The organism is Streptomyces caniscabiei, assembly GCF_014930365.1.
Taxonomy (GTDB): Bacteria; Actinomycetota; Actinomycetes; order Streptomycetales; family Streptomycetaceae; genus Streptomyces; species Streptomyces caniscabiei.
In genome coordinates this window covers 400,713-424,866 of record NZ_JABXWI010000011.1, presented here as the reverse complement: position 1 = coordinate 424,866, position 24,154 = coordinate 400,713, and the positions used below count along the sequence as shown (strand labels likewise).

General features: G+C 71.9%; 21 protein-coding genes. 17 read left to right on the top strand and 4 right to left on the bottom strand.

Features of this window, described 5'->3' with window-relative positions; translation table 11 throughout:
• The first annotated feature begins 686 nt into the window (after window positions 1-686).
• From HW837_RS30325 to HW837_RS30285, 9 genes are all read left to right on the top strand, one after another.
• On the top strand, window positions 687-2,942 hold the full coding sequence (locus HW837_RS30325) for a molybdopterin oxidoreductase family protein (RefSeq protein ID WP_045557014.1): 2,256 nt from the start codon (window positions 687-689) through the stop codon (window positions 2,940-2,942).
• A gap of 121 nt (window positions 2,943-3,063) precedes the next feature.
• Window positions 3,064-4,542, top strand: a complete 1,479-nt coding sequence (locus HW837_RS30320; RefSeq protein ID WP_045557015.1) for a CitMHS family transporter — start codon at window positions 3,064-3,066, stop codon at window positions 4,540-4,542.
• A gap of 91 nt (window positions 4,543-4,633) precedes the next feature.
• The gene (locus HW837_RS30315) at window positions 4,634-5,893 is read left to right on the top strand and encodes an MFS transporter (RefSeq protein ID WP_193380427.1); all 1,260 of its coding nucleotides are present in this window, start codon (window positions 4,634-4,636) and stop codon (window positions 5,891-5,893) included.
• Between the two features lie 100 nt (window positions 5,894-5,993).
• Complete coding sequence (locus HW837_RS30310; protein ID WP_045557017.1) at window positions 5,994-6,620, top strand: hypothetical protein; 627 nt, start codon at window positions 5,994-5,996, stop codon at window positions 6,618-6,620.
• Window positions 6,607-7,599: a class F sortase gene (locus tag HW837_RS30305; protein ID WP_193380428.1), complete on the top strand. Its 993-nt coding sequence runs from the start codon at window positions 6,607-6,609 to the stop codon at window positions 7,597-7,599. Before HW837_RS30310 ends, HW837_RS30305 begins: the two co-directional genes overlap by 14 nt.
• A 122-nt stretch (window positions 7,600-7,721) precedes the next feature.
• Entirely contained in the window at window positions 7,722-8,210 is a 489-nt protein-coding gene (locus HW837_RS30300) for a DUF3574 domain-containing protein (protein WP_045557019.1), read from the top strand.
• A gap of 187 nt (window positions 8,211-8,397) precedes the next feature.
• Window positions 8,398-9,786, top strand: a complete 1,389-nt coding sequence (locus HW837_RS30295; protein ID WP_193380429.1) for an aldehyde dehydrogenase family protein — start codon at window positions 8,398-8,400, stop codon at window positions 9,784-9,786.
• Between the two features lie 65 nt (window positions 9,787-9,851).
• Window positions 9,852-10,937, top strand: a complete 1,086-nt coding sequence (locus HW837_RS30290; protein ID WP_045557021.1) for a Zn-dependent alcohol dehydrogenase — start codon at window positions 9,852-9,854, stop codon at window positions 10,935-10,937.
• 230 nt (window positions 10,938-11,167) lie between these two features.
• On the top strand, window positions 11,168-12,493 hold the full coding sequence (locus HW837_RS30285) for an MFS transporter (protein WP_045557022.1): 1,326 nt from the start codon (window positions 11,168-11,170) through the stop codon (window positions 12,491-12,493).
• A 126-nt stretch (window positions 12,494-12,619) separates the two neighbouring features.
• Here the strand turns inward: HW837_RS30285 and HW837_RS30280 are convergent, their stop codons facing one another.
• Window positions 12,620-13,258, bottom strand: a complete 639-nt coding sequence (locus HW837_RS30280; protein WP_045557023.1) for a TetR/AcrR family transcriptional regulator — start codon at window positions 13,256-13,258, stop codon at window positions 12,620-12,622.
• A 73-nt stretch (window positions 13,259-13,331) separates the two neighbouring features.
• Here HW837_RS30280 and HW837_RS30275 point away from each other — a divergent pair, with 73 nt between their 5' ends.
• The 5 genes from HW837_RS30275 to HW837_RS30255 all read left to right on the top strand — a co-directional run bounded on the left by HW837_RS30275 (window position 13,332) and on the right by HW837_RS30255 (window position 17,260).
• A complete protein-coding gene (locus HW837_RS30275) occupies window positions 13,332-14,483 on the top strand; it encodes an acyl-CoA dehydrogenase family protein (RefSeq protein WP_093789426.1) in 1,152 nt (383 codons plus the stop codon).
• Between the two features lie 108 nt (window positions 14,484-14,591).
• Window positions 14,592-14,879: a YiaA/YiaB family inner membrane protein gene (locus tag HW837_RS30270; protein WP_045557025.1), complete on the top strand. Its 288-nt coding sequence runs from the start codon at window positions 14,592-14,594 to the stop codon at window positions 14,877-14,879.
• Between the two features lie 127 nt (window positions 14,880-15,006).
• A complete protein-coding gene (locus HW837_RS30265; RefSeq protein ID WP_045557026.1) occupies window positions 15,007-15,633 on the top strand; it encodes a TetR/AcrR family transcriptional regulator in 627 nt (208 codons plus the stop codon).
• Window positions 15,634-15,839: 206 nt separating this feature from the next.
• Window positions 15,840-16,538, top strand: coding sequence for a glycoside hydrolase family 11 protein (locus HW837_RS30260; protein ID WP_237270431.1), 699 nt, complete (start codon window positions 15,840-15,842; stop codon window positions 16,536-16,538).
• Entirely contained in the window at window positions 16,535-17,260 is a 726-nt protein-coding gene (locus HW837_RS30255) for a polysaccharide deacetylase family protein (RefSeq protein WP_193380430.1), read from the top strand. Before HW837_RS30260 ends, HW837_RS30255 begins: the two co-directional genes overlap by 4 nt.
• Window positions 17,261-17,306: 46 nt before the next feature.
• Here the strand turns inward: HW837_RS30255 and HW837_RS30250 are convergent, their stop codons facing one another.
• Complete coding sequence (locus HW837_RS30250; protein WP_045557029.1) at window positions 17,307-17,768, bottom strand: MaoC family dehydratase; 462 nt, start codon at window positions 17,766-17,768, stop codon at window positions 17,307-17,309.
• A 106-nt stretch (window positions 17,769-17,874) separates the two neighbouring features.
• Here HW837_RS30250 and soxR point away from each other — a divergent pair, with 106 nt between their 5' ends.
• Window positions 17,875-18,453 (top strand): redox-sensitive transcriptional activator SoxR, encoded by a 579-nt coding sequence (soxR, locus tag HW837_RS30245; RefSeq protein ID WP_078853387.1) that lies wholly within the window; start codon window positions 17,875-17,877, stop codon window positions 18,451-18,453.
• Here soxR and HW837_RS30240 read toward each other — a convergent pair.
• The gene (locus tag HW837_RS30240; RefSeq protein ID WP_093789425.1) at window positions 18,407-19,483 is read right to left on the bottom strand and encodes an RNA ligase (ATP); all 1,077 of its coding nucleotides are present in this window, start codon (window positions 19,481-19,483) and stop codon (window positions 18,407-18,409) included. The genes soxR and HW837_RS30240 overlap by 47 nt on opposite strands.
• Before the next feature lie 219 nt (window positions 19,484-19,702).
• On the opposite strand from HW837_RS30240, the gene HW837_RS30235 reads away from it, so the two are divergent.
• Window positions 19,703-20,224, top strand: a complete 522-nt coding sequence (locus HW837_RS30235; RefSeq protein WP_060885316.1) for a hypothetical protein — start codon at window positions 19,703-19,705, stop codon at window positions 20,222-20,224.
• A 109-nt stretch (window positions 20,225-20,333) separates the two neighbouring features.
• Here the strand turns inward: HW837_RS30235 and HW837_RS30230 are convergent, their stop codons facing one another.
• Window positions 20,334-20,936, bottom strand: a complete 603-nt coding sequence (locus HW837_RS30230) for a hypothetical protein (protein ID WP_045557032.1) — start codon at window positions 20,934-20,936, stop codon at window positions 20,334-20,336.
• Window positions 20,937-21,292: 356 nt separating this feature from the next.
• Between HW837_RS30230 and HW837_RS30225 the strand changes: the two genes are divergently transcribed.
• Entirely contained in the window at window positions 21,293-24,106 is a 2,814-nt protein-coding gene (locus tag HW837_RS30225) for a penicillin acylase family protein (RefSeq protein ID WP_045557033.1), read from the top strand.
• Window positions 24,107-24,154 lie beyond the last annotated feature (48 nt).

Here is a 24,154-nt window from a genome sequence, read left to right as displayed (position 1 = left end):
GTGGCCTCCTCGGTGGTGCCCCGGCCCCCGGCCTCCGGCCTCCGGCCCCGGCCTTTGGCCCCGACCTCGACCCCGACCTCGACCCCGGCCCCGGCCTCCGGTCTCTGGCCCCCGGCCCCGGTCTCTGGCCCCCGGCCTCCGGTCTCTGGCCCCCGGCCTCCGGTCTCTGGCCCCCGGCCCCGGCCTCTGGCCCCCGGCCCCGGCCCCGGCCGCCGGCCTCCGACCCCGGCCCCGGCCCCGGCCTCCGACCCCGGCCCCGGCCTCCGGCCCCGGCCCCGGGTCGCCTTCGTGCGGCCGTGCCCCGAGGGTGCCGCTGTTTCGCGGCGAGGCGTTTCCTGTGGGCGCCGAGGTTTCCGGACGAGACCCTCCCTGTGGGTGACGCCGTTGCCGGACTGGTCGCTCCTCGCAGGTGCCGCCGTTGCGCGGCGAGGCCCTACCTGCGGGCGCCCCCGTTTCCGGACGAGGCCCTCCCCGCAGGTGCCGCCGATTGCCGCCGGCCCTCCCCACAGGTGCCCCCGTTTCCGACAAGCCCCTCCCCGTGGTTCTCGCCGTTTCGCGACAAGACCCCGGCAGCCCCTCCCCGTGGTGCATACCGGTCGGTATGCTCGGCCTCGGTGTCGCGTGCTCCGTGCGCGCGGCCCGCCGTCCGAGCGTCACCGTCGCCGCCGCCCCCTCCGGGAGGACCCGTGTCCACCACCACCGACTCCCGCACCGCCCTGCGGGTCTGCCCGCTCTGCGAGGCGACCTGCGGACTCACCCTCACCATCGAGGGCACCCGGGTGACCGGGGCCCGCGGCGACCGGGACGATGTGTTCAGCAAGGGGTTCATCTGCCCCAAGGGTGCCTCGTTCGGGGCGGCCGACGGCGACCCCGACCGGCTGCGCACCCCGCTGGTCCGCAAGGACGGGGAGCTGCGGGAAGCCACCTGGGCGGAGGCCTTCGACGCGGTCGCCGCCGGGCTGCGACCGGTCGTCGAGGCGCACGGCCCGAACGCCGTCGGCGTCGTCCTCGGCAACCCGAACGTCCACACCATGGCCGGCGCCCTCTACCCGCCCGTCCTGCTCGCCGGACTCGGCACCCGCAGCCTGTTCACCGCCTCCACCGTCGACCAGATGCCCAAGCACGTCTCCAGCGGACTGCTCTACGGCGACGCCCACGCCATCCCCGTCCCCGACCTGGACCGCACCGACCATCTGCTGCTCCTCGGCGCCAACCCGCTGGAGTCCAACGGCAGTCTGTGCACCGCCCCCGACTTCCCCGGCAAGCTCAAGGCCCTCAAGGCGCGCGGCGGCACCCTCACCGTCGTCGACCCCCGCCTGACCCGCACGGCCAAGCTCGCCGACCGGCACATCGCCATCCGGCCGGGCACGGACGCCCTGCTGCTGGCGGCGATGGCCCAGGTGCTGTTCGAGGAGGCGCTCACCGACCTCGGGGACCTCGCCCCGCATGTGCAGGACGTCGACGAACTCGCCGCCGCCGTGCGGGAGTTCACCCCCGAGGCCGTCGCCGGCGCCTGTGACGTCGACGCCGGCACCATCCGCGCGCTCGCCCGCGAGCTGGCCGCCGCGCCCACCGCCGCCGTCTACGGCCGCATCGGCAGCTGCACCGTCCCGCACGGCACCCTCGCCAGCTGGCTGGTCGACGTCCTCAACATCCTCACCGGCAACCTCGACCGGCCTGGCGGCGCGCTGTTCCCGCACTCCGCGACGGACAAGACCCCCCGCCCCGCCGGACCCGGCCGGGGCTTCGGCCTCGGACGCTGGCACAGCCGGGTCGGCGGCCACCCCGAGGCCAAGGGCGAACTGCCGCTCTCCGTGCTCGCCGAGGAGATCGACACCGCCACCCCCGAGGGCAGCCCCGTCCGTGCCCTCATCACGATCGCCGCCAACCCGGTGCTTTCGGCACCCGACGGGGACCGTCTCGACAAGGCGCTCGGCTCGCTGGACTTCATGGTCAGCGTCGACCCCTACCTCGGCGAGACCGCGCGCCACGCCGACGTGGTCCTGCCGCCGCCCCCGCCCTCGCAGGCCCCGCACTTCGACTTCGCGTTCAACGCCTTCGCCGTGCGCAACCAGGTCCGCTACAACCGCGCCGCCGTCCCCCTGGAGGACGGCCGCATGGCCGAGACCGAGATCCTCGCCCGCCTCACCCTCGCCGCCACCGGCATGCACGGCGCCGACCCGTCCGCCGTGGACGACCTGGTGATCGGCCAGACCCTGGGCAAGGCCGTGCAGGAGGCCCACTCGCCCGTCCAAGGCCGCGATCCGCGCGAACTCGCGGGCCTGCTCACCGGCGACACCGGCCCCGAGCGCCGGCTCGACATGATGCTGCGCCTCGGCCCGTACGGCGAGGGCTTCGGCGCGAACCCGGACGGACTGACGCTGGCGAAGCTCCTCGCCCACCCGCACGGCATCGACCTCGGACCGCTGAAGCCCCGGCTGCCGCAGCCGCTGAAGACGGTCAGCGGCCGGATCGAGCTGCTGCCGGGGCCGATCGTCGACGATCTGCCGAGGCTCCGCACCGCCCTGCGCGAGCGCCCGGACGGCCTGGTCCTCATCGGCCGCCGCCATCTTCGCTCCAACAACAGCTGGCTGCACAACATCCCCGCCCTCACCGGCGGCACCAACCGCTGCACCCTCCACATCCACCCCGACGACGCCGACCGCCTCGGCCTCGCCGACGGGGACGCCGTACGGATCAAGGGCGCCGGGGGAGAGGTCACCGCTCCCGCCGAGGTCACCGACGTCGTACGACAGGGTGTCGTGAGCCTTCCGCACGGCTGGGGACACGACCGTCCGGGCACCCGTATGAGCCACGCGGCGGTCGACCCCGGGGTCAACGTCAACCAGCTCCTCGACGGCTCCCTGCTCGACCCGCTGTCGGGCAACGCGGTCCTCAACGGCATCCCCGTCGAGCTGTCCCGAGCAGGCGCAACGCTGTGACCTGGAGTTCTGCGCTTATTGCTCGCATGTCAACGTCTTGTTAACGCTTGTGGAGCCGCCCTAACGTCGTCGCACCGCCGGTGCCCTGGTGGGAGTTCAAGGGCGAACGTTAGGTATCCACATGTTGACCATCCTCGGCTTCGCCATGATCGCGACCTTCCTGGTCCTGATCATGATGAAGAAGATGTCGCCGATCGCGGCACTCGTACTGATCCCCGCGCTCTTCTGCGTGTTCGTCGGAAAGGGAGCCCAACTCGGCGACTACGTCATCGAGGGGGTGGGCAATCTCGCGCCCACCGCCGCGATGCTGATGTTCGCCATCGTCTACTTCGGCCTCATGATCGACGTCGGCCTCTTCGACCCGATCGTCCGAGGCATCCTGAAGTTCTGCAAGGCCGACCCGCTGCGCATCGTCATCGGCACGGCCCTGCTCGCCGCGATCGTCTCGCTGGACGGCGACGGCTCGACCACCTTCATGATCACCGTCTCGGCGATGTACCCGCTGTACAAGCGCCTGAAGATGAGCCTGGTCGTGATGACCGGTGTCGCCGCCACCGCCAACGGCGTGATGAACACGCTGCCCTGGGGCGGCCCGACCGCCCGCGCCGCCACCGCGCTCAAGCTCGACGCCGGCGACATCTTCGTCCCCATGATCCCGGCGCTCGCCGTCGGTCTGCTCTTCGTCTTCGTCCTCGCCTACTTCCTCGGTCTGCGCGAGCGCAAGCGCCTCGGTGTGCTGAGCCTCGACGAGGTCCTGGAGCAGGAGAAGATCGTCAAGGACGAGGAGACGTCCGGCTCCGAGGAGACCGTGCTCGTCGGCGCGGGCGCCTCGTCGGCCGCCGGATCCGGTGCGGGTTCCGCCTCCGCCTCCGGTGACGACAAGGTCCGTACGACGAAGAGCACCGGCGGAGCGGGCTCCGGCACCGACGCCGAGGACGACGACGCGGACGACGTCCGCCTCCAGGGCCTGGACCCCAACCGCCCGACGCTGCGCCCCAAGCTGTACTGGTTCAACGCGCTGCTCACGGTCTCGCTGCTGACCGCCATGATCATGGAGTGGCTGCCGATCCCGGTGCTGTTCATCCTCGGCGCCGCGCTCGCGCTGACGGTCAACTTCCCCCACATCCCCGACCAGAAGGACCGGCTCGCCGCCCACGCGGACAACGTCCTCAACGTCTCCGGGATGGTCTTCGCCGCCGCCGTCTTCACCGGCGTCCTCCAGGGCACCGGCATGGTCGACTCGATGGCCAAGTGGATCGTCGACGGCATCCCGGCCGGCATGGGCCCGCACATGGCCCTGGTCACCGGCTTCCTGAGCCTGCCGCTCACCTACTTCATGTCCAACGACGGCTTCTACTTCGGTGTCCTCCCGGTCCTCGCCGAGGCCGGTGCCGCCCACGGGGTCTCCCCGCTGGAGATCGCCCGCGCCTCCCTCGTCGGCCAGCCGCTGCACATGTCCAGCCCGCTGGTCCCCGCCGTGTACGTGCTCGTGGGCATGGCCAAGGTCGAGTTCGGCGACCACACCAAGTTCGTGGTCAAGTGGGCGGCGGCGACCTCGCTGATCATCCTCGGCGCGGGCGTGCTGTTCGGCATCATCTGACGGCATCGCCCGAACCGTCGGACCCGACTCCCGCGCCATGGAGCGAAGTTCGCTCGGACCGGCGTGAACTTCCCCCAGGAGGACCCGCATCGTGAGGCCCGGTAGGAACCGAGGCTGGCTGCTCCGCCTCGTCATCGCCTTCAGCTTCGCGCAGGGGGCGGTGTCGATGGCGCGGCCCGCCGTGTCCTACCGGGCCCTCGCGTTGGGCGCCGACGAACGGGCCGTCGGTGTGATCGCGGGGGTCTACGCCCTGCTCCCGCTGTTCGCCGCCGTCCCGCTCGGCCGCAGGACCGACCACGGCCGGTGCGCGCCCCTGCTGCCGGTCGGCGTCGTCCTCATCTCCGGCGGCTGCGTCCTGAGCGGTCTGGCCGACTCCCTGGTGGCGATGGCCGTCTGGAGCGGCGTGATGGGCCTCGGACACCTCTCCTTCGTCATCGGCGCCCAGTCCCTGGTGGCCCGCCAGTCCGCGCCGCACGAACACGACCGCAACTTCGGCCACTTCACCATCGGCGCCTCCCTCGGCCAGCTGGTCGGTCCGATCGCCGCGGGCGCCCTGATCGGCGGCCCGGACATGGCCCGTACGAGCGCCCTGGCGCTGGTGGTCGCGGGGGCCGGGGCGGCGGTCGCGTTCACCTCGCTGTGGCGGATAGAGCGCCCGGTCGAGCCCAAGTCCCGTACGGCACCGGGCGATCGCGTGCCCGTGCACCGCATCCTGCGCACCCGCGGCGTGCCGGGCGGCATCTTCATCAGCCTCGCCGTGCTGTCGGCGACGGACATCCTCACCGCGTATCTGCCGGTGGTCGGTGAACACCGGGGCATCGCGCCGTCGGTGATCGGCCTCCTGCTCAGCCTGCGGGCGGCGGCGACCATCGCGTGCCGTCTGGTGATGACACCCATGCTGCGGCTGCTCGGCCGGACCGCGCTGCTCACGGTCACCTGTGTGCTGGGGGCCGTGCTGTGCGCCGGGATCGCGCTGCCGGTGCCGGTGTGGGCGCTCGCCCTGATCCTCGCCGCGCTCGGGTTCTGCCTCGGGGCCGGGCAGCCGCTGTCCATGACGACGGTGGTGCAGGCCGCGCCGGACGACGCCCGCTCCACCGCGCTCGCCCTGCGGCTGACGGGGAACCGGCTGGGACAGGCCGGGGCACCGGCCGCCGCGGGTCTGATCGCCGGCGTCGCGGGCGTGGCCGCGCCGTTCGTGATGCTGGGAGCACTGCTGCTGGTGTCGTCGGTCATCGCCCTGCGCTCGCCGGCGGAGCCGGGGCGGGGGAGCGGCACCTCGGGGAAGCGCAAGGGGAAGGGCGCGCGGTCGGGTGCGTCGGACGCGTCCCTGCGCCGTAAGGGGGACATCTGAGGGGTCGTCGGGCGCGGCTCCCCCCGTGTCCGGTGCGATGTGACAGAGAGTCAGGCGAAAGAGCGATTTGTGTGAAAATCGTCTGACTCGGAGGTTCTGCATGTCCACCTCGTCCCGCCCGCGCCCCGCCGGAGTGCGCGCGAGTGCCGCCGCCGTCCTCGCGGCACTCACCGTCACGGGAGCCAGCCTGATCACGGCACCGGCCGCCGTCGCCGCTCCGGGCGACCCCGACGTCGTGATCCACAAGGTGGGCTTCCCGTTCGACAACCAGCGCAACCAGCCGCTGGTCTGCGACTTCTACCTCTCCGCCTTCAACTTCCCCGAGGACCCCACGCCGTCGCAGCGCATCAGCTGGACCATCGACCGCCAGCCCCCCGCGCCGCGCACCGACCCCGTCGCCACGGGCGAGATCACCCTCGCGGCCGACGGCACCGGACACAGCACGCCCGTGGCGCCCCCGAACGCGGCACGCCTGCCCGACGGCAACTACGTGCTGACCTGGAGGACCATCGGCGGGACACTGGAGGAGGGGCGCCGGGACATCAACGTCGACTGCCCGCTCAACGGCCTCGCGGGACCCGAGGGCGCGGTGCCGGCCGGTGGCGGCGGTCTCGCCCTCACCCAGAACTTCTCGCCGGTCGCCGGCGCGGCCGCCGTGGGTCTCGCCGCGGTCGGCGGCGTGGCCTATCTGCGGCTGCGCCGTCGCCGCGCCGATGGCGCCGCGTAGACGCCGGCGCAGGCCCTGGCACCGGACGCGCGCCTACCGCCTGGCGCGGACGGCCGTCATGGCCACCGCGCTGGTGGTGGGCGGCGTCCACCTGACGGAGGGCAGGGAGCGGACCGGGACCGCCGAGGCCGGCTCCGCCTGGGCCGACTCCGGGGCGCGCGGTGCGGCCGCGCCACGCGCCCGGGCGTCCCTGTACTTCACGCCCCCACCACCCGACGAGCCCGCCTCCCCGCCGCCCTCGACGGCGACGCCCGACCAGGGGGCCGAACCGACCGCGTCGGCCGCCCCGGGGACCGCGCGGGAGACCGGGCCGTCGTCCGGGTGGGAGACCCGGCCGCCCACCCCGCCGACGGTGTCCACCCCTGCGACCCTGGCGACGGGCCGGACCCCCGCCGGGTCCACGAGTCCGACGCCCGCCGCGCCCACCCCCGCCCAGCCGGTGCGGCCCGCGCCGCCCGCACCCGGCCCGGCCGGCCCGAGGAAACCCGCCCGTCCCCGTACGCTGCCGCCGTCCCCGGCCAGGACCGTCAGCATCCCCTACCTCGGCATCGAGGCGCCGGTGACCGGTCTGCGCCTCGACGCCCGGCGGCGGCTCCCCGCGCCGCCGGACGACCAGCCGAAGCTGGTCGGCTGGTACGCGGACGGGCCCGCGCCCGGCGGACCCGGCACGGCGGTCGTCGTCGGTCACCGGGACACCCGCACGGGCCCCGCCGTGTTCGCCGCGCTCGACGTGATCAAGCCCGGCCGCCTGGTGGAGGTCCTGCGGGCCGACGGCCGCACCGCCGTCTACACGGTGGACGCCGTGCAGTCGTACGAGAAGGACCGCTTCCCCAGCAAGAAGGTGTACGGCCATCGCGGGCGCCCCGAACTGCGCCTGATCACCTGCGGCGGGACGTACGACCGGAGGAAGGGGTACGCGAGCAACGTCGTCGTCTTCGCCCACCTCACCACAATCAAGGAACCGGCGCGCAAGCCGTGAACCAGCGTGCGGGGCGTGCGCCGCACGCCTCGCCGAGCCCCGGGGGCGTACGGACGCACACGGGAACCGGCACCGGCGCGGCCCACGCAACCGGAAGCAGCGGTACCGCTAGAGGTGGACGCATGAACGCACTCCCCACCTCCCCCCGCGCCCACCGCCGTACCCGCGCCCGGGTCGCCCTCGCGGCCACCGCCTGTCTGCTGGTGGTGGGCGCCCCGACCGCGTACGCCACCCTCGCCGAGGACGCCCCCGCCGGGTCCGTGATCGCCCCGGCGCGCGGGACGCCGTACATGGAGACCCGGCTCCTCTTCGGCACCGAGCGCCCCGACGGCGGTCCGGCCGTCACCGACGAGCAGTTCATGACCTTCGTCGACCGCGAGGTCACCCCCGGCTTTCCGGACGGGCTGACCGTGCAGGAGGGGCGCGGGCAGTGGCGGGACGCGGGCGGGACGATCGAGAAGGAGCGGTCGTACGAGCTGATCCTGCTGTATCCGCCGGCGTCGGCCGCCGAGAGCGACCGGCGGATCGAGGAGATCCGCGGCGACTACCGCGAGGAGTTCGCCCAGGAGGCCGTGGCCCGGGTCGACGACAGGAAGCGGGTCGACTTCTGAGCCGGTCGACGCCCCGTCACCTCTCGACCCGTCGCCCGCCCCCCTCGACCCATCACCCGCCCCCTCAGCCGCCCTTCCGCGACGCGCCGCCGACGAGTCCTGCCTCACTCCCCGGAGGCCTGGTGCCGGAAAACTATCAGGGCTAGTTTTTGGGGCGGACGACCACGCCCGCCCGGGAGGCAGCACGATGAAGGCACACGACGGTATGTACATCGGCGGTACCTGGCGCCCCGCCGCCGGGACCGACACGATCGAGGTCGTGAACCCGGCCGACGAGCAGGTGATCGGCCGTGTCCCGGCGGGCACCGCCGAGGATGTCGACGCCGCCGTGCGGGCCGCCCGCGCCGCACTCCCCGGCTGGGCCGCCACCCCGCCCGCCGAGCGGGGAGCGATCATCGGCGCGCTGCGCGACGTGCTCGCCGCGCGCCGGGAGGAGATCGCCGAGACGGTGACGGCGGAGCTGGGTTCGCCGCCGCCGTTCTCCCAGAAGGTGCACGCGGACCTGCCGGTCGCGGTCGCCGGCTCGTACGCCGAACTGGCCGCGGGGCACGCCTTCGAGGAGAAGGTCGGCAACTCCACCGTGCACCACGAGCCCATCGGCGTCGTCGGCGCGATCACCCCCTGGAACTACCCGCTGCACCAGATCGTCGCCAAGGTCGCCCCGGCCCTCGCCGCCGGCTGCACCGTGGTCCTGAAGCCCGCCGAGGACACCCCGCTGGTCGCCCAGCTCTTCGCCGAGGCCGTCCACGACGCGGGCGTACCCGCCGGAGTGTTCAACCTGGTCACCGGCCTGGGTCCGGTCGCAGGACAGGCGCTCGCCGAGCACGACGGCGTCGACCTGGTCTCCTTCACCGGCTCCACGGCGGTGGGCCGTCAGATCGCCGCGACCGCCGGGGCCGCGATCAAGAAGGTCGCCCTGGAACTCGGCGGCAAGTCCGCCAATGTCATCCTTCCGAGCGCCGACCTCGCCAAGGCGGTGAGCGTCGGCGTCGCCAACGTCATGTCCAACTCCGGTCAGACGTGCAGTGCCTGGACGCGGATGCTCGTCCACACCTCCCAGTACGACGAGGCCGTCGAGCTGGCCGCCCAGGCCGCCGCGAAGTACGGCGACCGCATCGGCCCGCTCGTCAACGCCAAGCAGCAGGCGCGGGTGCGGGGTTACATCGAGAAGGGCGTGGCCGAGGGCGCCCGCCTGATCGCGGGCGGCCCCGAATCCCCGCGCGAGCAGGGCTACTTCGTCAGCCCCACCGTCTTCGCCGACGTCACCCCCGAGATGACGATCGCCCAGGAGGAGATCTTCGGCCCGGTCCTGTCGATCCTCCGCTACGAGGACGAGGCCGACGCCCTGCGGATCGCCAACGGCACGGTGTACGGGCTGGCCGGCGCGGTCTGGGCAGGCGACGAGGACGAGGCCGTGGCCTTCGCCCGCCGGATGGACACCGGCCAGGTCGACATCAACGGCGGCCGCTTCAACCCGCGGGCCCCGTTCGGGGGGTACAAGCAGTCGGGCGTGGGGCGCGAACTGGGCGCGCACGGCCTGGCCGAGTACCTCCAGACCAAGTCCCTCCAGTTCTGAGCCCCTGCTTCCGAGTCCCCTCGTTCTGACCCGGTTCCAGGCGAACCAGTAGGAGAGTCGTTCCCATGGCCGTTCGAGCCGCCGTACTGCCCGCCGTCGGTGCCCCGTTGGAGATCACCGAGATCGAGCTGCCGGACCCCGGGCCCGGCCAGGTCCGGGTGCGGCTCGCCGCTGCCGGGGTCTGTCACTCCGACCTGTCGCTGTCCGACGGGACCATGCGGGTGCCGGTGCCCGCCGTGCTCGGCCACGAGGGCGCGGGCACCGTCCTGGCGGTCGGCGACGGGGTCACCCATGTCGCGCCCGGCGACGGAGTCGTCCTCAACTGGGCCCCGTCCTGCGGGAGTTGCCACGCCTGCTCGCTCGGCGAGGTCTGGCTGTGCGCGAACGCGCTGCTCGGCTCCGGGAACGTGTACGCCCGGCGCGCCTCGGACGGCGCCGACCTCCACCCAGGCCTGAACGTCGCCGCCTTCGCGGAGGAGACGGTCGTGGCCGCCGGCTGTGTGCTCCCCGCGCCGGACGGCGTTCCGCTCACCGACGCGGCCCTCCTCGGCTGCGCCGTCCTCACCGGCTACGGCGCGGTCCACCACTCGGCGCGGGTCCGGGAGGGCGAGACGGTCGCCGTGTTCGGGGCGGGCGGCGTCGGGCTGGCCGCGCTCCAGGCCGCGCGGATCGCCGGCGCGTCGCGGATCGTCGCCGTGGACGTCTCCCCGGCGAAGGAGGAGCTGGCCCGGGCGATGGGGGCCACGGAGTACGTGGTCGCCTCCGAGAACACCGCCCGTGAGATCCGCGCGCTCACCGGCAAGCAGGGCGTGGACGTCGCCGTGGAGTGCGTGGGCCGCGCGGTCACCATCCGGACGGCCTGGGAGTCGACCCGGCGCGGCGGCCGCACCACGGTCGTCGGCATCGGCGGCAAGGACCAGCAGGTCACCTTCAACGCGCTCGAGATCTTCCACTGGGGCCGCACGCTGGCCGGGTGCGTCTACGGCAACTCCGACCCGGCCCGCGACGTACCGGTCCTCGCGGACCACATCGCCGCCGGCCGCCTGGACCTCGCCGCCCTGGTGACCGACCGCATTGCCCTGGAGGACATCCCGGCGGCCTTCGACAACATGCGAGCGGGCAAGGGCGGCCGGGCGCTGGTGACGTTCTGAGACTTCGGGCGCCGCCCATGCTTTCAAGGGGCGCGGGGAACCGCGCGACCAGCCCCCACCACCCGCGCCCGAAAAACTCGCCGGCCGAAAAACCCGCCGACGCGAAGAAGTCCCCTCACCCGAAGCACTCACTCCGTAACCCAAAGCAACCCACGCACGACCGTTGACCGGCATACCGTCCGGTCAGTACGTTCCCGGGAACGTCCCCGCACCCACCGGAGTGTGCTCGCATGGACACCGCTCCCGTTTCCTCCCCCGTCACCACCTCCCGCCCCCAGAGCCACCGCAAGGTGGCCACCGCCGCCGCGCTCGCCTCGGCGGTGGAGTGGTACGACTACTTCGTCTTCGGCATAGCCGCCGCCCTCGTCCTGGGCGACCTCTACTTCCCGGCCGGCAGCTCCTCCGCGGGAGTGCTCGCCGCGTTCGCCACCTTCGCCGTCGGCTTCCTCGCCCGCCCCCTCGGCGGCGTCGTCGCCGGTCACCTGGGCGACAAACGGGGCCGCAAGCCCATGCTGGTGCTGGCCCTCACGCTCATGGGTCTGGCCACCACCGCCATCGGCCTCCTCCCCACCTACGAGACCATCGGGATCGCCGCTCCGATCCTGCTCGTCCTGCTCCGCGTCGCCCAGGGCGTCGCCGTCGGCGCCCAGTGGGGCGGCGCGATGCTGCTGGCCACCGAGTACGCCCCCGAGGGCAAGCGCGGCGTGTACGGCAGCTTCGTCCAACTCGGCGTCCCCATCGGCGTGGTGAGCGCCAACACGATGTTCCTGGTCGTGGGCGCGGCCACCAGCGACTCGGCGTTCTCCGCCTGGGGCTGGCGCGTGCCCTTCCTGGTCGGCCTGTTCGTCCTCGGCCTCGCCTGGTACATCCACCGCCATGTCGAGGAGACCCCCGAGTTCCGGGCGGCCGAAAGGGAACTGGCGGAGCAGGAGAAGGGCGAGAAGAGCTCCCCGCTCAGGACGATCCTGCGCGGTCATCTCGGCACGGTCTTCCTGGCCGGCGGCTCCTTCGCCGTGAACACCGCGACGTTCTACATCCTCATCACCGGTGTCCTCGACTACACCACCCGCGAACTCGACATGAAACGCAGCGCCGTCCTCGCGGTCTCCCTGTGCGTCAGCCTCACCCAGCTGGTGTTGATCCCGGCCGCGGCGGCCCTCTCCGACCGCGTCGGCAGGATCCGGATCTACGCGTTCGGCGCGGCCGGCATCGCTCTGTGGGCCGTCCCGCTGTTCCTGCTCATCGACACCGGCTCCCTGCTGTGGCTCGCCGTCGGCACCTTCGTCGCCAGCTGCTTCCTCAGCATCATGTACGGGCCCCAGGCCGCCCTGTTCGCCGAGTTGTTCACCCCCGAGATGCGCTACACGGGGGCCTCCCTCGGCTACCAGATCGCCGCGGTGTTCGGCGGCGGCCTCGCCCCGTTCCTGATGGTCCTCCTCCTGGAGGCCACCGGCACGTCCATGGCGGTGTCCGCGTACATCATCGGGCTCTCGGTGATCGCCCTCGTCTCGATCAAGATCCTCGCGGGAAGGGCGAGTTCACGAGCCGAGAGCTAGTGCCGCGTCAGGCCAAGCCCCTCGCGTCGACGGCCGCGGCTCCGGACTCCGGTCCGGGGCCGCGGCCCGGGCCGTTCGCGGCGCGAGGTGCCCCGCACCCGCGCCCGGAGCCCTGTCGGCACCGCCCTACCGGGGCCCGACCTGCTCGTACTGCTGCTCCAACCCGTCCAGCAGCGCCCGCAACCCCACCTCGAACGCACGCTCGTCGACCTTCTGCTGCTGCTCGGCCAGCAGGTGGGCCTGGCCGAGATGCGGATAGTCGGCGGGGTCGTAGGCGCTCTCGTCGTCCACGAACCCGCCCGCGAACGACCCGATCGCCGACCCCATGATGAAGTACCGCATCAGCGCCCCGATGGACGTCGCCTGGGCCGCCGGCCACCCCGCCTCGACCATCGCCCCGAACACGACGTCGGCGACCCGCAGCCCCGCCGGCCGCCGCCCGGGTCCCCGCGCGAGGATCGGCACGATGTTGGGGTGGTCGCGCAGCGCCGCCCGGTACGACACGGCCCAGTCGTGCAGCGCGGTCCGCCAGTCCCGCCCGTCCCGGAACATCGACAGGTCGACCTGCGCGCTCACCGAGTCGGCGACCGCCTCCAGGATCTGGTCCATGGTGCGGAAGTGGTTGTAGAGGGAGGGCCCGCTCACCCCGAGCTCGGCGGCGAGCCGTCGCGTGGAGACCGCCGCCAGTCCCTCCGCGTCGACCAGCGCCCGCGCCGTCTCAATGATGCGGTCGGTGCTCAACAGGGGCTTGCGCGGTCGGGCCATGGCGCACATAGTAGGGCTGCGGCATAAAACTAGCAGTGGTAATTTAACGGGGAACGGATGAGAGGCGGGCCGCGTGAACCTGGAGCTCAGCGAGGAACAGACCGCCGCGCGCCGGCTCGCGAGCGACTTCGTGGAGCGCGAGATCGCCCCGCACGTCATCGAGTGGGACCGCGCCGAGAGCGTCGACCGGGCGATCGTGAAGAAGCTCGGCGAGGTCGGCTTCCTGGGGCTCACCGTCGACGAGGAGTACGGCGGCTCCGGCGGCGACCACCTCACGTACTGCCTGGTCACCGAGGAGCTGGGGCGCGGCGACTCCTCCGTGCGCGGCATCGTCTCCGTCTCCCTCGGTCTGGTCGCGAAGACGATCGCGGCCTGGGGCGACGAGGAGCAGAAGCGCCGCTGGCTGCCGGGGCTCACGGCGGGGGAGTACGTCGGCTGCTTCGGCCTCACCGAACCCGGCACCGGCTCCGACGCGGGCAACCTCGCCACCCGGGCCGTCCGCGACGGCGACCACTACGTCATCAGCGGCACCAAGATGTTCATCACCAACGGCACCTGGGCCGATGTCGTCCTGCTCTTCGCCCGCTCCACCGACGCCCCCGGCCACAAGGGCGTCTCCGCCTTCCTCGTCCCCACCGACACCCCCGGCCTGACCCGGCGCACCATCCACGGCAAGCTCGGTCTGCGCGGCCAGGCCACCGCCGAGCTGGTCCTGGAGGACGTCCGCGTGCCCGCCTCCGCCCTGCTCGGCCCCGAGGGCAAGGGCTTCACCGTCGCCATGTCCGCGCTCGCCAAGGGCCGGATGTCGGTCGCCGCCGGCTGCGTCGGCATCGCCCAGGCCGCGCTGGACGCGGCGGTCCGGTACGCCGGCGAGCGCGAGCAGTTCGGCAGGCCCATCGCCCACCACCAGCTCGTCCAGGAACTCATCAGCGACATCGCGGTGGACGTCGACGCGGCCCGGCTGCTGACCTGGCGCGTCGCCGATCTCGTCGACCGGGGGCAGCCCTTCGCCACCGAGGCGAGCAAGGCCAAGCTCTTCGCCTCCGAGGCCGCCGTCCGCGCCGCGAACAACGCCCTCCAGGTCTACGGAGGTTACGGCTACATCGACGAGTACCCGGCCGGAAAACTCCTGCGCGACGCCCGGGTGATGACGCTCTACGAGGGCACCAGCCAGATACAGAAGCTGCTCATCGGGCGGGCACTGACCGGCGTCTCGGCGTTCTGATCCCGGCCCGAGCGAGGGCCCGGGTGCGCGCGGGCCTGAGTACGGGGGAGCGCCGGCTGAGTATCCCGACGGATGTGGTTCGGGCCACATCCGTCGGACCATGTCCCCATGAGTGAGACACCGGTCAAGCAGCAGAACACGGCGGCCTTCTACGGCCAGGCCGTCGCCTCCTTCGCCGTCGCCATGGCGGCCACCACGGTCGGCATCTACCAGCTCGACGCCGACACCTGGGTCCGCGCCTTCCTGGCCATCGCGGTCCTCTACCTCGTGACCTCGTCCTTCACGCTGGCCAAGGTGATCCGCGACCGCCAGGAGGCCGGGCGGATCGTCAGCAGGGTCGACCAGGCCCGGCTGGAGAAGCTCCTCGCCGAGCACGACCCCTTCGAGAAGCTCTGAGGCCGGGCGCGCGGCCCCCGGCGCGCGACCCCGCTCCCGTACGGCACGGCCCTGAACGGGCCTTCTAAGCGCTCGCTCACCTTCGGCGGTATGGTGGTGCCGAGCCATCGGAAGGGGCGAACGAGCGATGAGTACGGCGGAGGAGACGGCGGGCGGCGAGCCGCAGCCGTGGGGCGAGGTCAACCCGGACGCGGCCCGGCGGCTGCTGGTGGCCGCCGTGGAGGCCTTCGCCGAGCGTGGCTACCACGCGACGACGACCCGGGACATCGCGGGCCGCGCGGGGATGAGCCCCGCCGCGCTGTACATCCACTACAAGACCAAGGAAGAGCTGCTCCACCGGATCAGCCGCATCGGTCACGAGAAGGCCCTCGACGTCCTGCGTACGGCGGCCCGTTCCGAGGGAGGACCGGCCGACCGGCTCGCCGAGGCCGTGCGCTCCTTCGTCCGCTGGCACGCGGGGCAGCACACCGTCGCCCGTGTCGTGCAGTACGAGCTGGACGCCCTCGGCCCCGACGCCCGCGCCGAGATCGTCACCCTGCGCCGCGAGAACGACGCTGCCGTGCGCGGCATCATCGAGGACGGCGTCGCCTCGGGTGACTTCGACGTCCCCGACGTCCGCGGCACGACGGTCGCCATCCTCTCCCTCTGCATCGACGTGGCCCGCTGGTTCAACGTCAACGGTTCGCGCACCCCGGACGAGGTCGGCGCGCTCTACGCGGATCTGGTGCTGCGCATGGTGGGCGCGAAGAAGTGACCCCCGGCGATCGGGCCGACCTTCGAAACATTCGAAGGTTGCGGCCGTTCCGCTGATCCCGCCCTCGACGGTCTTGGCGGGTAGTCGCTGGTGCGGGGTGCGAATGTTTCGGGTCCGGTGCCGAAAGCATTGACAGTTGGCAGGGGCAGGCCAACACTCCCGGGGTGACAGGGCGAACCCCACGAGCCCGAGGAGGACGCGCGCGTATGAACGACGCTCCCGCACCCACTCCCACCCCACCCCCCAGCCGCCGGCTCTTCATGAGCGGCGTCTGCGCGACCGCCATGGCGGCGGCGACCACGCTGGCCCTGCCCGGCCCGGCCCGCGCGGACACGGTGGTCACCACCAACCAGACCGGAAGCAACAACGGCTTCTACTACTCGTTCTGGACCGACGCCCCGGGAACGGTCTCCATGACCCTGGCCGCCGGCGGCACCTACCGGACCTCCTGGCGGAACACCGGCAACTTCGTCGCCGGCAAGGGCTGGAGCAACGGCTCCCGCAGGACCGTGACCTACTCGGGCTCGTTCAGCCCGTCCGGCAACGCCTATCTGACCCTCTACGGCTGGACCGCCAGTCCGCTCGTCGAGTACTACATCGTCGACAACTGGGGCACCTACCGGCCGACGGGCGCGTACAAGGGCACGGTCACCAGCGACGGCGGCACCTACGACATCTACCGGACCACGCGGTACAACGCGCCCTCCGTCGAGGGCACCCGCACCTTCGACCAGTACTGGAGCGTGCGCCAGTCGAAGCGGACCGGCGGGAACATCACCACCGGCAACCACTTCGACGCCTGGGCCCGCGCCGGGATGCCCCTCGGCAGCTTCCGGTACTACATGATCATGGCCACCGAGGGATACCAGAGCAGCGGCAGCTCCAGCATCACGGTGTCCCCGTGACCGCCGGACCGCACCGCCCGGCGCACCGCTCGCCGCGCCGGTCGGTGAAGCGGCTGGCCGCCGTCGCGACCGCCCTGGCGAGCGTCGTCCCGCTGACGCTCACCGCCGCCACCGCCGCCACGGCCGCACCGGAGCGGGCCGCCGCCTGCACCGGCTATGTCGGGCTCACGTTCGACGACGGTCCGTCCGGCAGCACGTCGGCCCTGCTGAACGCGCTCCGGCAGAACGGCCTCAGGGCCACCATGTTCAACCAGGGCCAGTACGCCGCCGCCAACCCCGCCCTGGTCCGGGCGCAGGTCACCGCCGGCATGTGGGTGGCCAACCACAGCTACACCCACCCGCACCTCACCCAGCTGAGCCAGGCGCAGATCGACTCGGAGATCTCCCGCACCCAGCAGGCCGTTGCGGGCGCGGGCGGCGGCACCCCGAAGCTGTTCCGGCCGCCGTACGGCGAGACCAACGCGGCCGTGCGGTCGGCGGCGTCCAGGTACGGCCTGACCGAGATCCTCTGGAACGTCGACTCGCAGGACTGGAACGGCGCGAGCACCGACGCGATCGTGCAGGCGGCGGCCCGTCTGACGAACGGCCAGGTCATCCTCATGCACGACTGGTCGGCCAATTCCCGCGCGGCGCTCCCGCGCATCGCGCAGCAGCTGTCCGGCCGTGGTCTGTGCGCGGGGACGATCTCGCCGCAGACCGGCCGGGCCGTGGCGCCGGGATAGGGCACGCGGGTGGCGCGGCGGTCGCGAACGCCGCGCCACGGCGCGCTCAGAAGTAGTACCGGGACACCGACTCCGCCACGCACACCGGCTTCTCCCCGCCCTCGCGCTCCACGACGACCGCGGCCGTCACCTGGACGCCGCCGCCGACCTCCGTGACGTCCTGGAGTGTCGCGGTGGCCCGCAGCCGGGAACCGACCGGCACCGGCGCAGGGAAACGGACCTTGTTGGTGCCGTAGTTCACCCCCATGGTGACGTTGTCGACCTTGAGGATCTGGGGGACGAGCAACGGCAGCAGGGACAGGGTCAGATAGCCGTGGGCGATGGTCGTCCCGAAGGGCCCGGCCGCGGCCTTCTCGGGGTCCACGTGGATCCACTGGTGGTCACCGGTGGCCTCGGCGAAGAGGTCCACGCGCTTCTGGTCGACCTCCAGCCAGTCGCTGTGCCCCAGCGACTCACCCACCGCCGCCTTCAGCTCCTCGGCGGACGTGAAGATCCTCGGCTCTGCCATCTCTCGGCCTCCCTGGTCCCATATCTAAGCGACTGCTTAGCATGGTCGGCCGGGCGGTCCCTGTCAACGGACCACGACCCTTTCGGGTATGGGTAGGCTCGGAGGGGTGCCCCAGATCCCTGAGAAGATCCACGAGTTGACCGTCGGCCAGCTGTCGGCCCGTAGCGGTGCCGCCGTCTCCGCACTGCACTTCTACGAGTCCAAGGGGCTGATCAGCAGCCGCAGGACCGCGGGCAACCAGCGCCGCTACAGCCGCGACGCCCTGCGCCGGGTGGCGTTCGTCCGGGCCGCGCAGCGCGTCGGTATCCCGCTCGCCACGATCCGCGAGGCGCTCGCCCAACTGCCCGAGGAGCGGACGCCGACCCGCGAGGACTGGGCCCATCTCTCCGAGGCCTGGCGGTCCGAGCTGGACGAGCGGATCAAGCAGCTGAACCGGCTGCGGGACCACCTCACCGACTGCATCGGCTGCGGCTGTCTGTCCATGGACGCCTGTGTGCTCTCCAACCCCGACGACGTCTTCGGTGAGCGGCAGAGCGGCTCCCGCCTCCTGGTGGAGCGCCGCAGGGCCGAACGGCGGGAACCGGGAGCCGACACGGCGGCTCCCGGGCCCCGGGCCCCGGACACTCGACCCGAGGGCGTCACTCGTACTCCGTGCCGCCCTTACGGGTCAGATACGCCGGGCTGACCGCCTTGGCGACGGCCCGCCCACCGGTCACCGGGCTGTACCGCTCGGTGGCCGGCCGGATCACCACGCCCTCGCGCAGGTGCAGTTCGCGCCCGGAGACCGTCTCCCGTCCGCTCGCCACCTCCAGGACCCGGTCGACGGCGTACGGACCCTCGTACAGCCGTGGCACCAGCGGCAGTTCGCCGTCGAGCAGTTCCGGCAGCTCCGCCGAGTCCAGCCAGCGGACCCGGCCGTCGATGTCCGCGGAGACGTCGAACACGGCGTACCCGAGGGTCTCGCGGCGGCCGTCCGCGCCGTACGTCAGGTCCTGCACCCCGGCGCCGTAGACCTCGCCGAAGATGCCGACCCGGCGCGCGCCGAGCCGCTCGGCGAGCCGGGCGGCGACCTCGCCCACCCGGTGACCGTGGACGGCACGCCAGTACAGATTCCGCGGATCCTCCTTCAGGGCCAGGGACTTCGACCCGAAGCCCTTCGAGGAGACCTGGACGCGGCCGTCCTCGGCGAGATAAGTGACCAGGCAGGCCGTGCCGTGCAGTTTCTCCGTCAGGACGACCGACTCGCCGGGCGTGAAGATGCCGGGGTGCCGCTGGATGTTCTCGATGTCCACCCAGGGCAGCAGCTCCGGCGCCGACTCGACCTCACCGCTCATGGTGGGCGGGATCGGCGGCACCCACTTGACGATGCCGAGCCGCTCCGCGAAGTCCGTGCCGTCGGTGGCGGCGGCCGTGAGATCGACGTCCGCGAGCGCCCGGGGGCGGCAGACGATGCCCTGCGACAGCTCGCCCCGCAGCCGTACCGCCTTCACCCGGTCCGCGTTGCCGCCGGCCAGCCGGCCGGTGAGCCCCAGCTCCTCGATCAGCGGGGCGGGGAGCACGGACTGCTCCGGGATGTACACGGCGGTGTCACCGGTGCGGTACGCCCCCTTCGCCACGACGGCTCGGTACAGGCCCACCTGGGCCAGTTCGAGGGCGTCGGCGTTCGGGTGTTCGTGGATCGTCAGCACTTCGGCGGTGACGCGCAGCGTCGACATCGGCCTCTCCTCGGTCCTGGGTCGCTCAGGGCTGTGTCATCGCCCCCAACTGTCCGGACGGGAAAGGGGTGGAGCGAGGGAATTTCGGACTGGTAAGAGCCCCCGCGCCGCAACCGCTTTCACCCCCACGGTGTCATGGACACGGAGGGGCGGCACGGTGCGTCCCCGGCCGGGCAGGGCACATGCACAGCCAGGGCACAGTGAGGGCAAGGAGCGCCGATGAGCGTCGTCATCAGTTCGCTGAAGTGGGAGCGGGCACACTCGGGTCCGCAGCGGATCACCTACGACGCGGACGGCTACCACCTGGTGCGCTTCCCCTACGAGGCGACCGAGGAGTCGTACGACCCCTGGAAGATGCACGACCCGGCGAACGGCGCCGGAGCCCCCTCGAAGTTCCCCGACCCGCGCTCAGGGCTGATCTGGCCCAGCCACGACGGCTGGGGCGTGCTGTCGGCGATGGTCTTCTGGGAGGCCGACCCCAGGACGCTGGAGTACCGCACCCGCTTCGTGCGCGACCCGCTGAGCCTGACGAAGAAGAAGTACGACTCCACGGGCACGACGGACAGCGTGAGCACCCGGGGCGGCCAGTACCGCACCTGTGTGTGGCAGATGTTCGTGCACAAGGGCATGCCGTTGGGCCTGAAGATATCCGCGCGCGGGGCGGGGGACACCAGGCGGGCCACGGCGATCACCCTCGCCGAGTTCAAGCTCGCCATCCACACGGACGTCAAGAGGCCCTAGGAGTCCTTCCGGCGGATCTCCGCGGCGTCGTCCTGGTCATCGCGCCGTACCTGAGTGTCGTCCACGCACATGCACGGGGGTGCGGCATCCCCGGCGCACCCCCGCCGGGCTAGGCCGAGACCAGCAGCCGTCCGCGCCTGGACTCCGCCAGGGCCTCGGGTGTGAGCACCGGTCGCGGCACCACGATTCCGCACTCCGTGCAGACCGGGCCCGAGGACGGTTCATGGGCCAGGTCGTACATCCAGACGAGGCGCTCGCCCTCGCACACCGGGCAGGTCGAGCCCGGCTCGCGCTCCAGCGCGGCGATGAGCCGGCGCAGCACCTCCGCCAGGGGTTCCCGGGGGTGGACCTTCGGGTCGTCGCACCACGCGACACCGAAACCGCCCCAGGTCAGCCGGTGCCAGTCGTCGACACTGCCCGGCCTGCGCAGCCCGTCGTACTTCTCCTTCTTGCGGCGCCGCGCGAACTGCACCTCGTAGTCGAGCCAGACGGAGCGGGCCTCTTCCAACTCCTCCAGTGCGGCCACGAGCCGCGCCGGGTCGGGGTTGCGGTCCTCGGGGCCGAAGCCGGCCCGCGAGCACAAGTGGTCCCACGTCGCCCGATGCCCGTAGGGGGCGAATCGCTCAAGGCACTTGCGCAGCGAATAACGCCGCAGTGCCAGATCGCACCTGGGATCTCGCACCTGTCTTGCCAGACTCCGGAAACCGGCCATCGCCCTGCACCTCCGTCACACCTGCACCTGTACTTCGGTCACTTCGGCGTCGTCGTCGGGACGTCGCCGAATAGACGTATCGACACGCGATTCGGCTCCATCCGATTTCCGATGACCTCCATAAGTCGTCTGCTGAGCCGTTCACGGACCGTTCCTGCCTACGCCTGACTGCCTCTGACGTCTTGTCGCGCTTCTTGTTGTACTTCCTCTTGGGCTTACGACTACTTCTGAGTACCTGTTCACGCTGTGCGTCACCTGTCCGTCGACGGTGATCCCAAAAACGTGACGCTTGCTCATCTTCAAAGTCGGGGATACCGGCGGTAACATCCGGCCCACCCCCGTCAGGAGGAGCTGCCATGCCCTGGCGCACCCCACGCACCTCACGCAACGCACCGGACAGACTGAGAACTCCCCACAGATTCCCGGAGTTCCTCAAGGCCGCCTCCCTATGCGCACTCGTTGCCGGTCTTTTGTCGCCTCTTTCCCCGGCTTCCCCGGCGTCGGCCGCCGACACCGGCGCCGTGCAGGCCGCGGCGGTCACCGACCACTGCGGCGGACAGTGCTCCGACATCCTGCCGCCCGGCCAGAACGGCAACGCCACCCTCGCCCAGATCCTGCTCAACCAGGGGTTCGGCTCCATGCCGGAGAACGCGAGCAACCAGCTCGGCCCCTACAACAACCTGGCCACCGGCTACCCGGGCCTCACCAACTCCACCATCAACACCTTCTTCAACGACGCCTCCTTCGGCGTGGCCTCCGACCAGGTCGCCTCCACCCTGAAGCCGGCCGGCCGCACCGACGTCACGATCGTCCGCGACAAGAAGACCGGTGTGCCGCACATCACGGGCACCACCCGCTACGGCACCGAGTTCGGCGCGGGCTACGCCGCCGCCCAGGACCGGCTGTGGCTGATGGACGTCTTCCGGCACGTCGGCCGCGGCAAGCTGACCCCGTTCGCGGGCGGCGCCGCCTCCAATCAGGGCCTGGAGCAGGAGTTCTGGCGCCACGCCCCCTACACCGAGGCCGACCTCCAGGCCCAGATCGACAAGGCGGTCGCCACCAACGGCGAGCGCGGGCAGCTGGCCCTCGCCGACGTCAACGCCTACGTCGCCGGCATCAACGCCTACATCGACGCCTCCGACAGCGGGCGCTACTTCCCCGGCGAGTACGTCCTGACCGGCCACAAGGACTCCGTCACCAACGCCGGCACCATCGAGAAGTTCAAGCCCACCGACCTGGTCGCCCTGGCCTCCGTCATCGGCGCACTCTTCGGCTCCGGCGGCGGCGGCGAGGTCAACAACGCCCTCTCCCTGCTGGCCGCCCAGGAGAAGTACGGCGTCACCGAGGGCACCAAGGTCTGGGAGTCCTTCCGCGAGCGCAACGACCCCGAGGCCGCCCTCACCGTCCACGACGGCAGCTTCCCGTACGCCACCAAGCCCGCGAACCCGCAGGGCATGGCCCTCCCCGACGACGGCACGGTCACCGAGGAACCCCTCGTGTACGACCGCACCGGCAGCGCGGCCACCTCGGCCAGCGCGGGCCTGTCCGCCGAAGCCACCGACAGCGCCCTCAGCTCCGCCCGGCGTGGCATGTCCAACGCCCTCGTCGTCAGCGGCGAGCACACCGCGAGCGGGCACCCCGTCGCCGTCTTCGGCCCGCAGACCGGTTACTTCGCCCCGCAGTTGCTCATGCTCCAGGAGATCCAGGGCCCGGGCATCAGCGCCCGCGGCGCCTCCTTCGCCGGCCTGAGCATGTACGTCGAGCTGGGCCGGGGCCAGGACTACGCCTGGAGCGCCACCACCTCCGGCCAGGACATCATCGACGCGTACGCGGTCGAGCTGTGCCAGGACGACGTCCACTACCTCTACCACGGCACCTGCACGGCCATGGAGAAGATCGAACAGACCAACGCCTGGAAGCCCACCACCGCCGACTCCACCCCGGCCGGCTCGTACCGTATGCAGGTCTGGCGCACCAAGTACGGCCCCGTGACCCACCGCGCCACGGTCGACGGCAAGAAGGTCGCCTACACCACCCTGCGCTCCTCGTACCTCAACGAGGCCGAGTCGATCATCGGCTTCCAGATGCTGAACGACCCGGACTACGTCAAGGGCCCGGACACCTTCCAGAAGGCCGTCCAGAACATCAACTACACCTTCAACTGGTTCTACGCCGACTCCACCCACACCGCGTACTACAACAGCGGTGACAACCCGGTGCGCGCCGCGAGCGTCGACCCGGAGTTCCCGGCCTGGGCGCAGTCCGCGTACGAGTGGCGCGGCTGGAACCCCACCACCAACACCGCCGACTACACCCCGCCGTCCCAGCACCCCAACTCCGTCGACCAGGACTACTACATCTCCTGGAACAACAAGCAGGCCGCCGACTACACCACCGCCCCCTGGGGCAACGGCTCCGTCCACCGCGGGAACCTCCTCGACGACCGGGTCAAACGCCTGGTCGCAGCGGGAGGCGTCACCCGGGCCTCGCTGACCAAGGCCATGGCCGAGGCGGGCCTCGCCGACCTGCGGGCCGAGGACGTCGTCCCCGACCTGCTCAAGGTCATCAACAGCAGCACGGTCACGGACACCGCGGCCGCCGCGGCGGTCACCAAGCTCCAGACCTGGGTCACCTCCGGCTCGAAACGCACGGAGACCTCCGCCGGTTCGAAGACCTACGCCAACGCCGAGGCGATCCGCATCCTGGACGCCTGGTGGCCGCTGCTGGTGAAGGCCGAGTTCGAACCCGGCCTCGGCACCGACCTGTACACCGCCATCACCGCCAACCTCCCCGTCGACGAGTCCCCGTCGGCCGCGCACGGCCCGACCGGCTCGCACGCGGGCAGCTCGTTCCAGTACGGCTGGTGGAGCTACGTCGACAAGGACATCCGCTCGGTGCTGGGCGAGACGGTGCGGGGCCCGCTGGCGAACCAGTACTGCGGCGGCGGCAGTCTCAGCGCCTGCCGCACCCTCCTGATCAACACCTTGAAGGAGGCGGCCGGCAAGACCGCCGCACAGGTCTACCCCGGTGACGCGTACTGCTCGGCGGGCGACCAGTGGTGCGCCGACTCGATCATCCAGCAGCCCCTGGGAGGCATCAAGCACAACAAGATCAGCTGGCAGAACCGGCCGACCTACCAGCAGGTCGTGGAGTTCACCTCACACCGGTGAGCCCCGGCCGTCGCCTGCGGGTGACGCCGGTGAACGTGTGACGGCGGC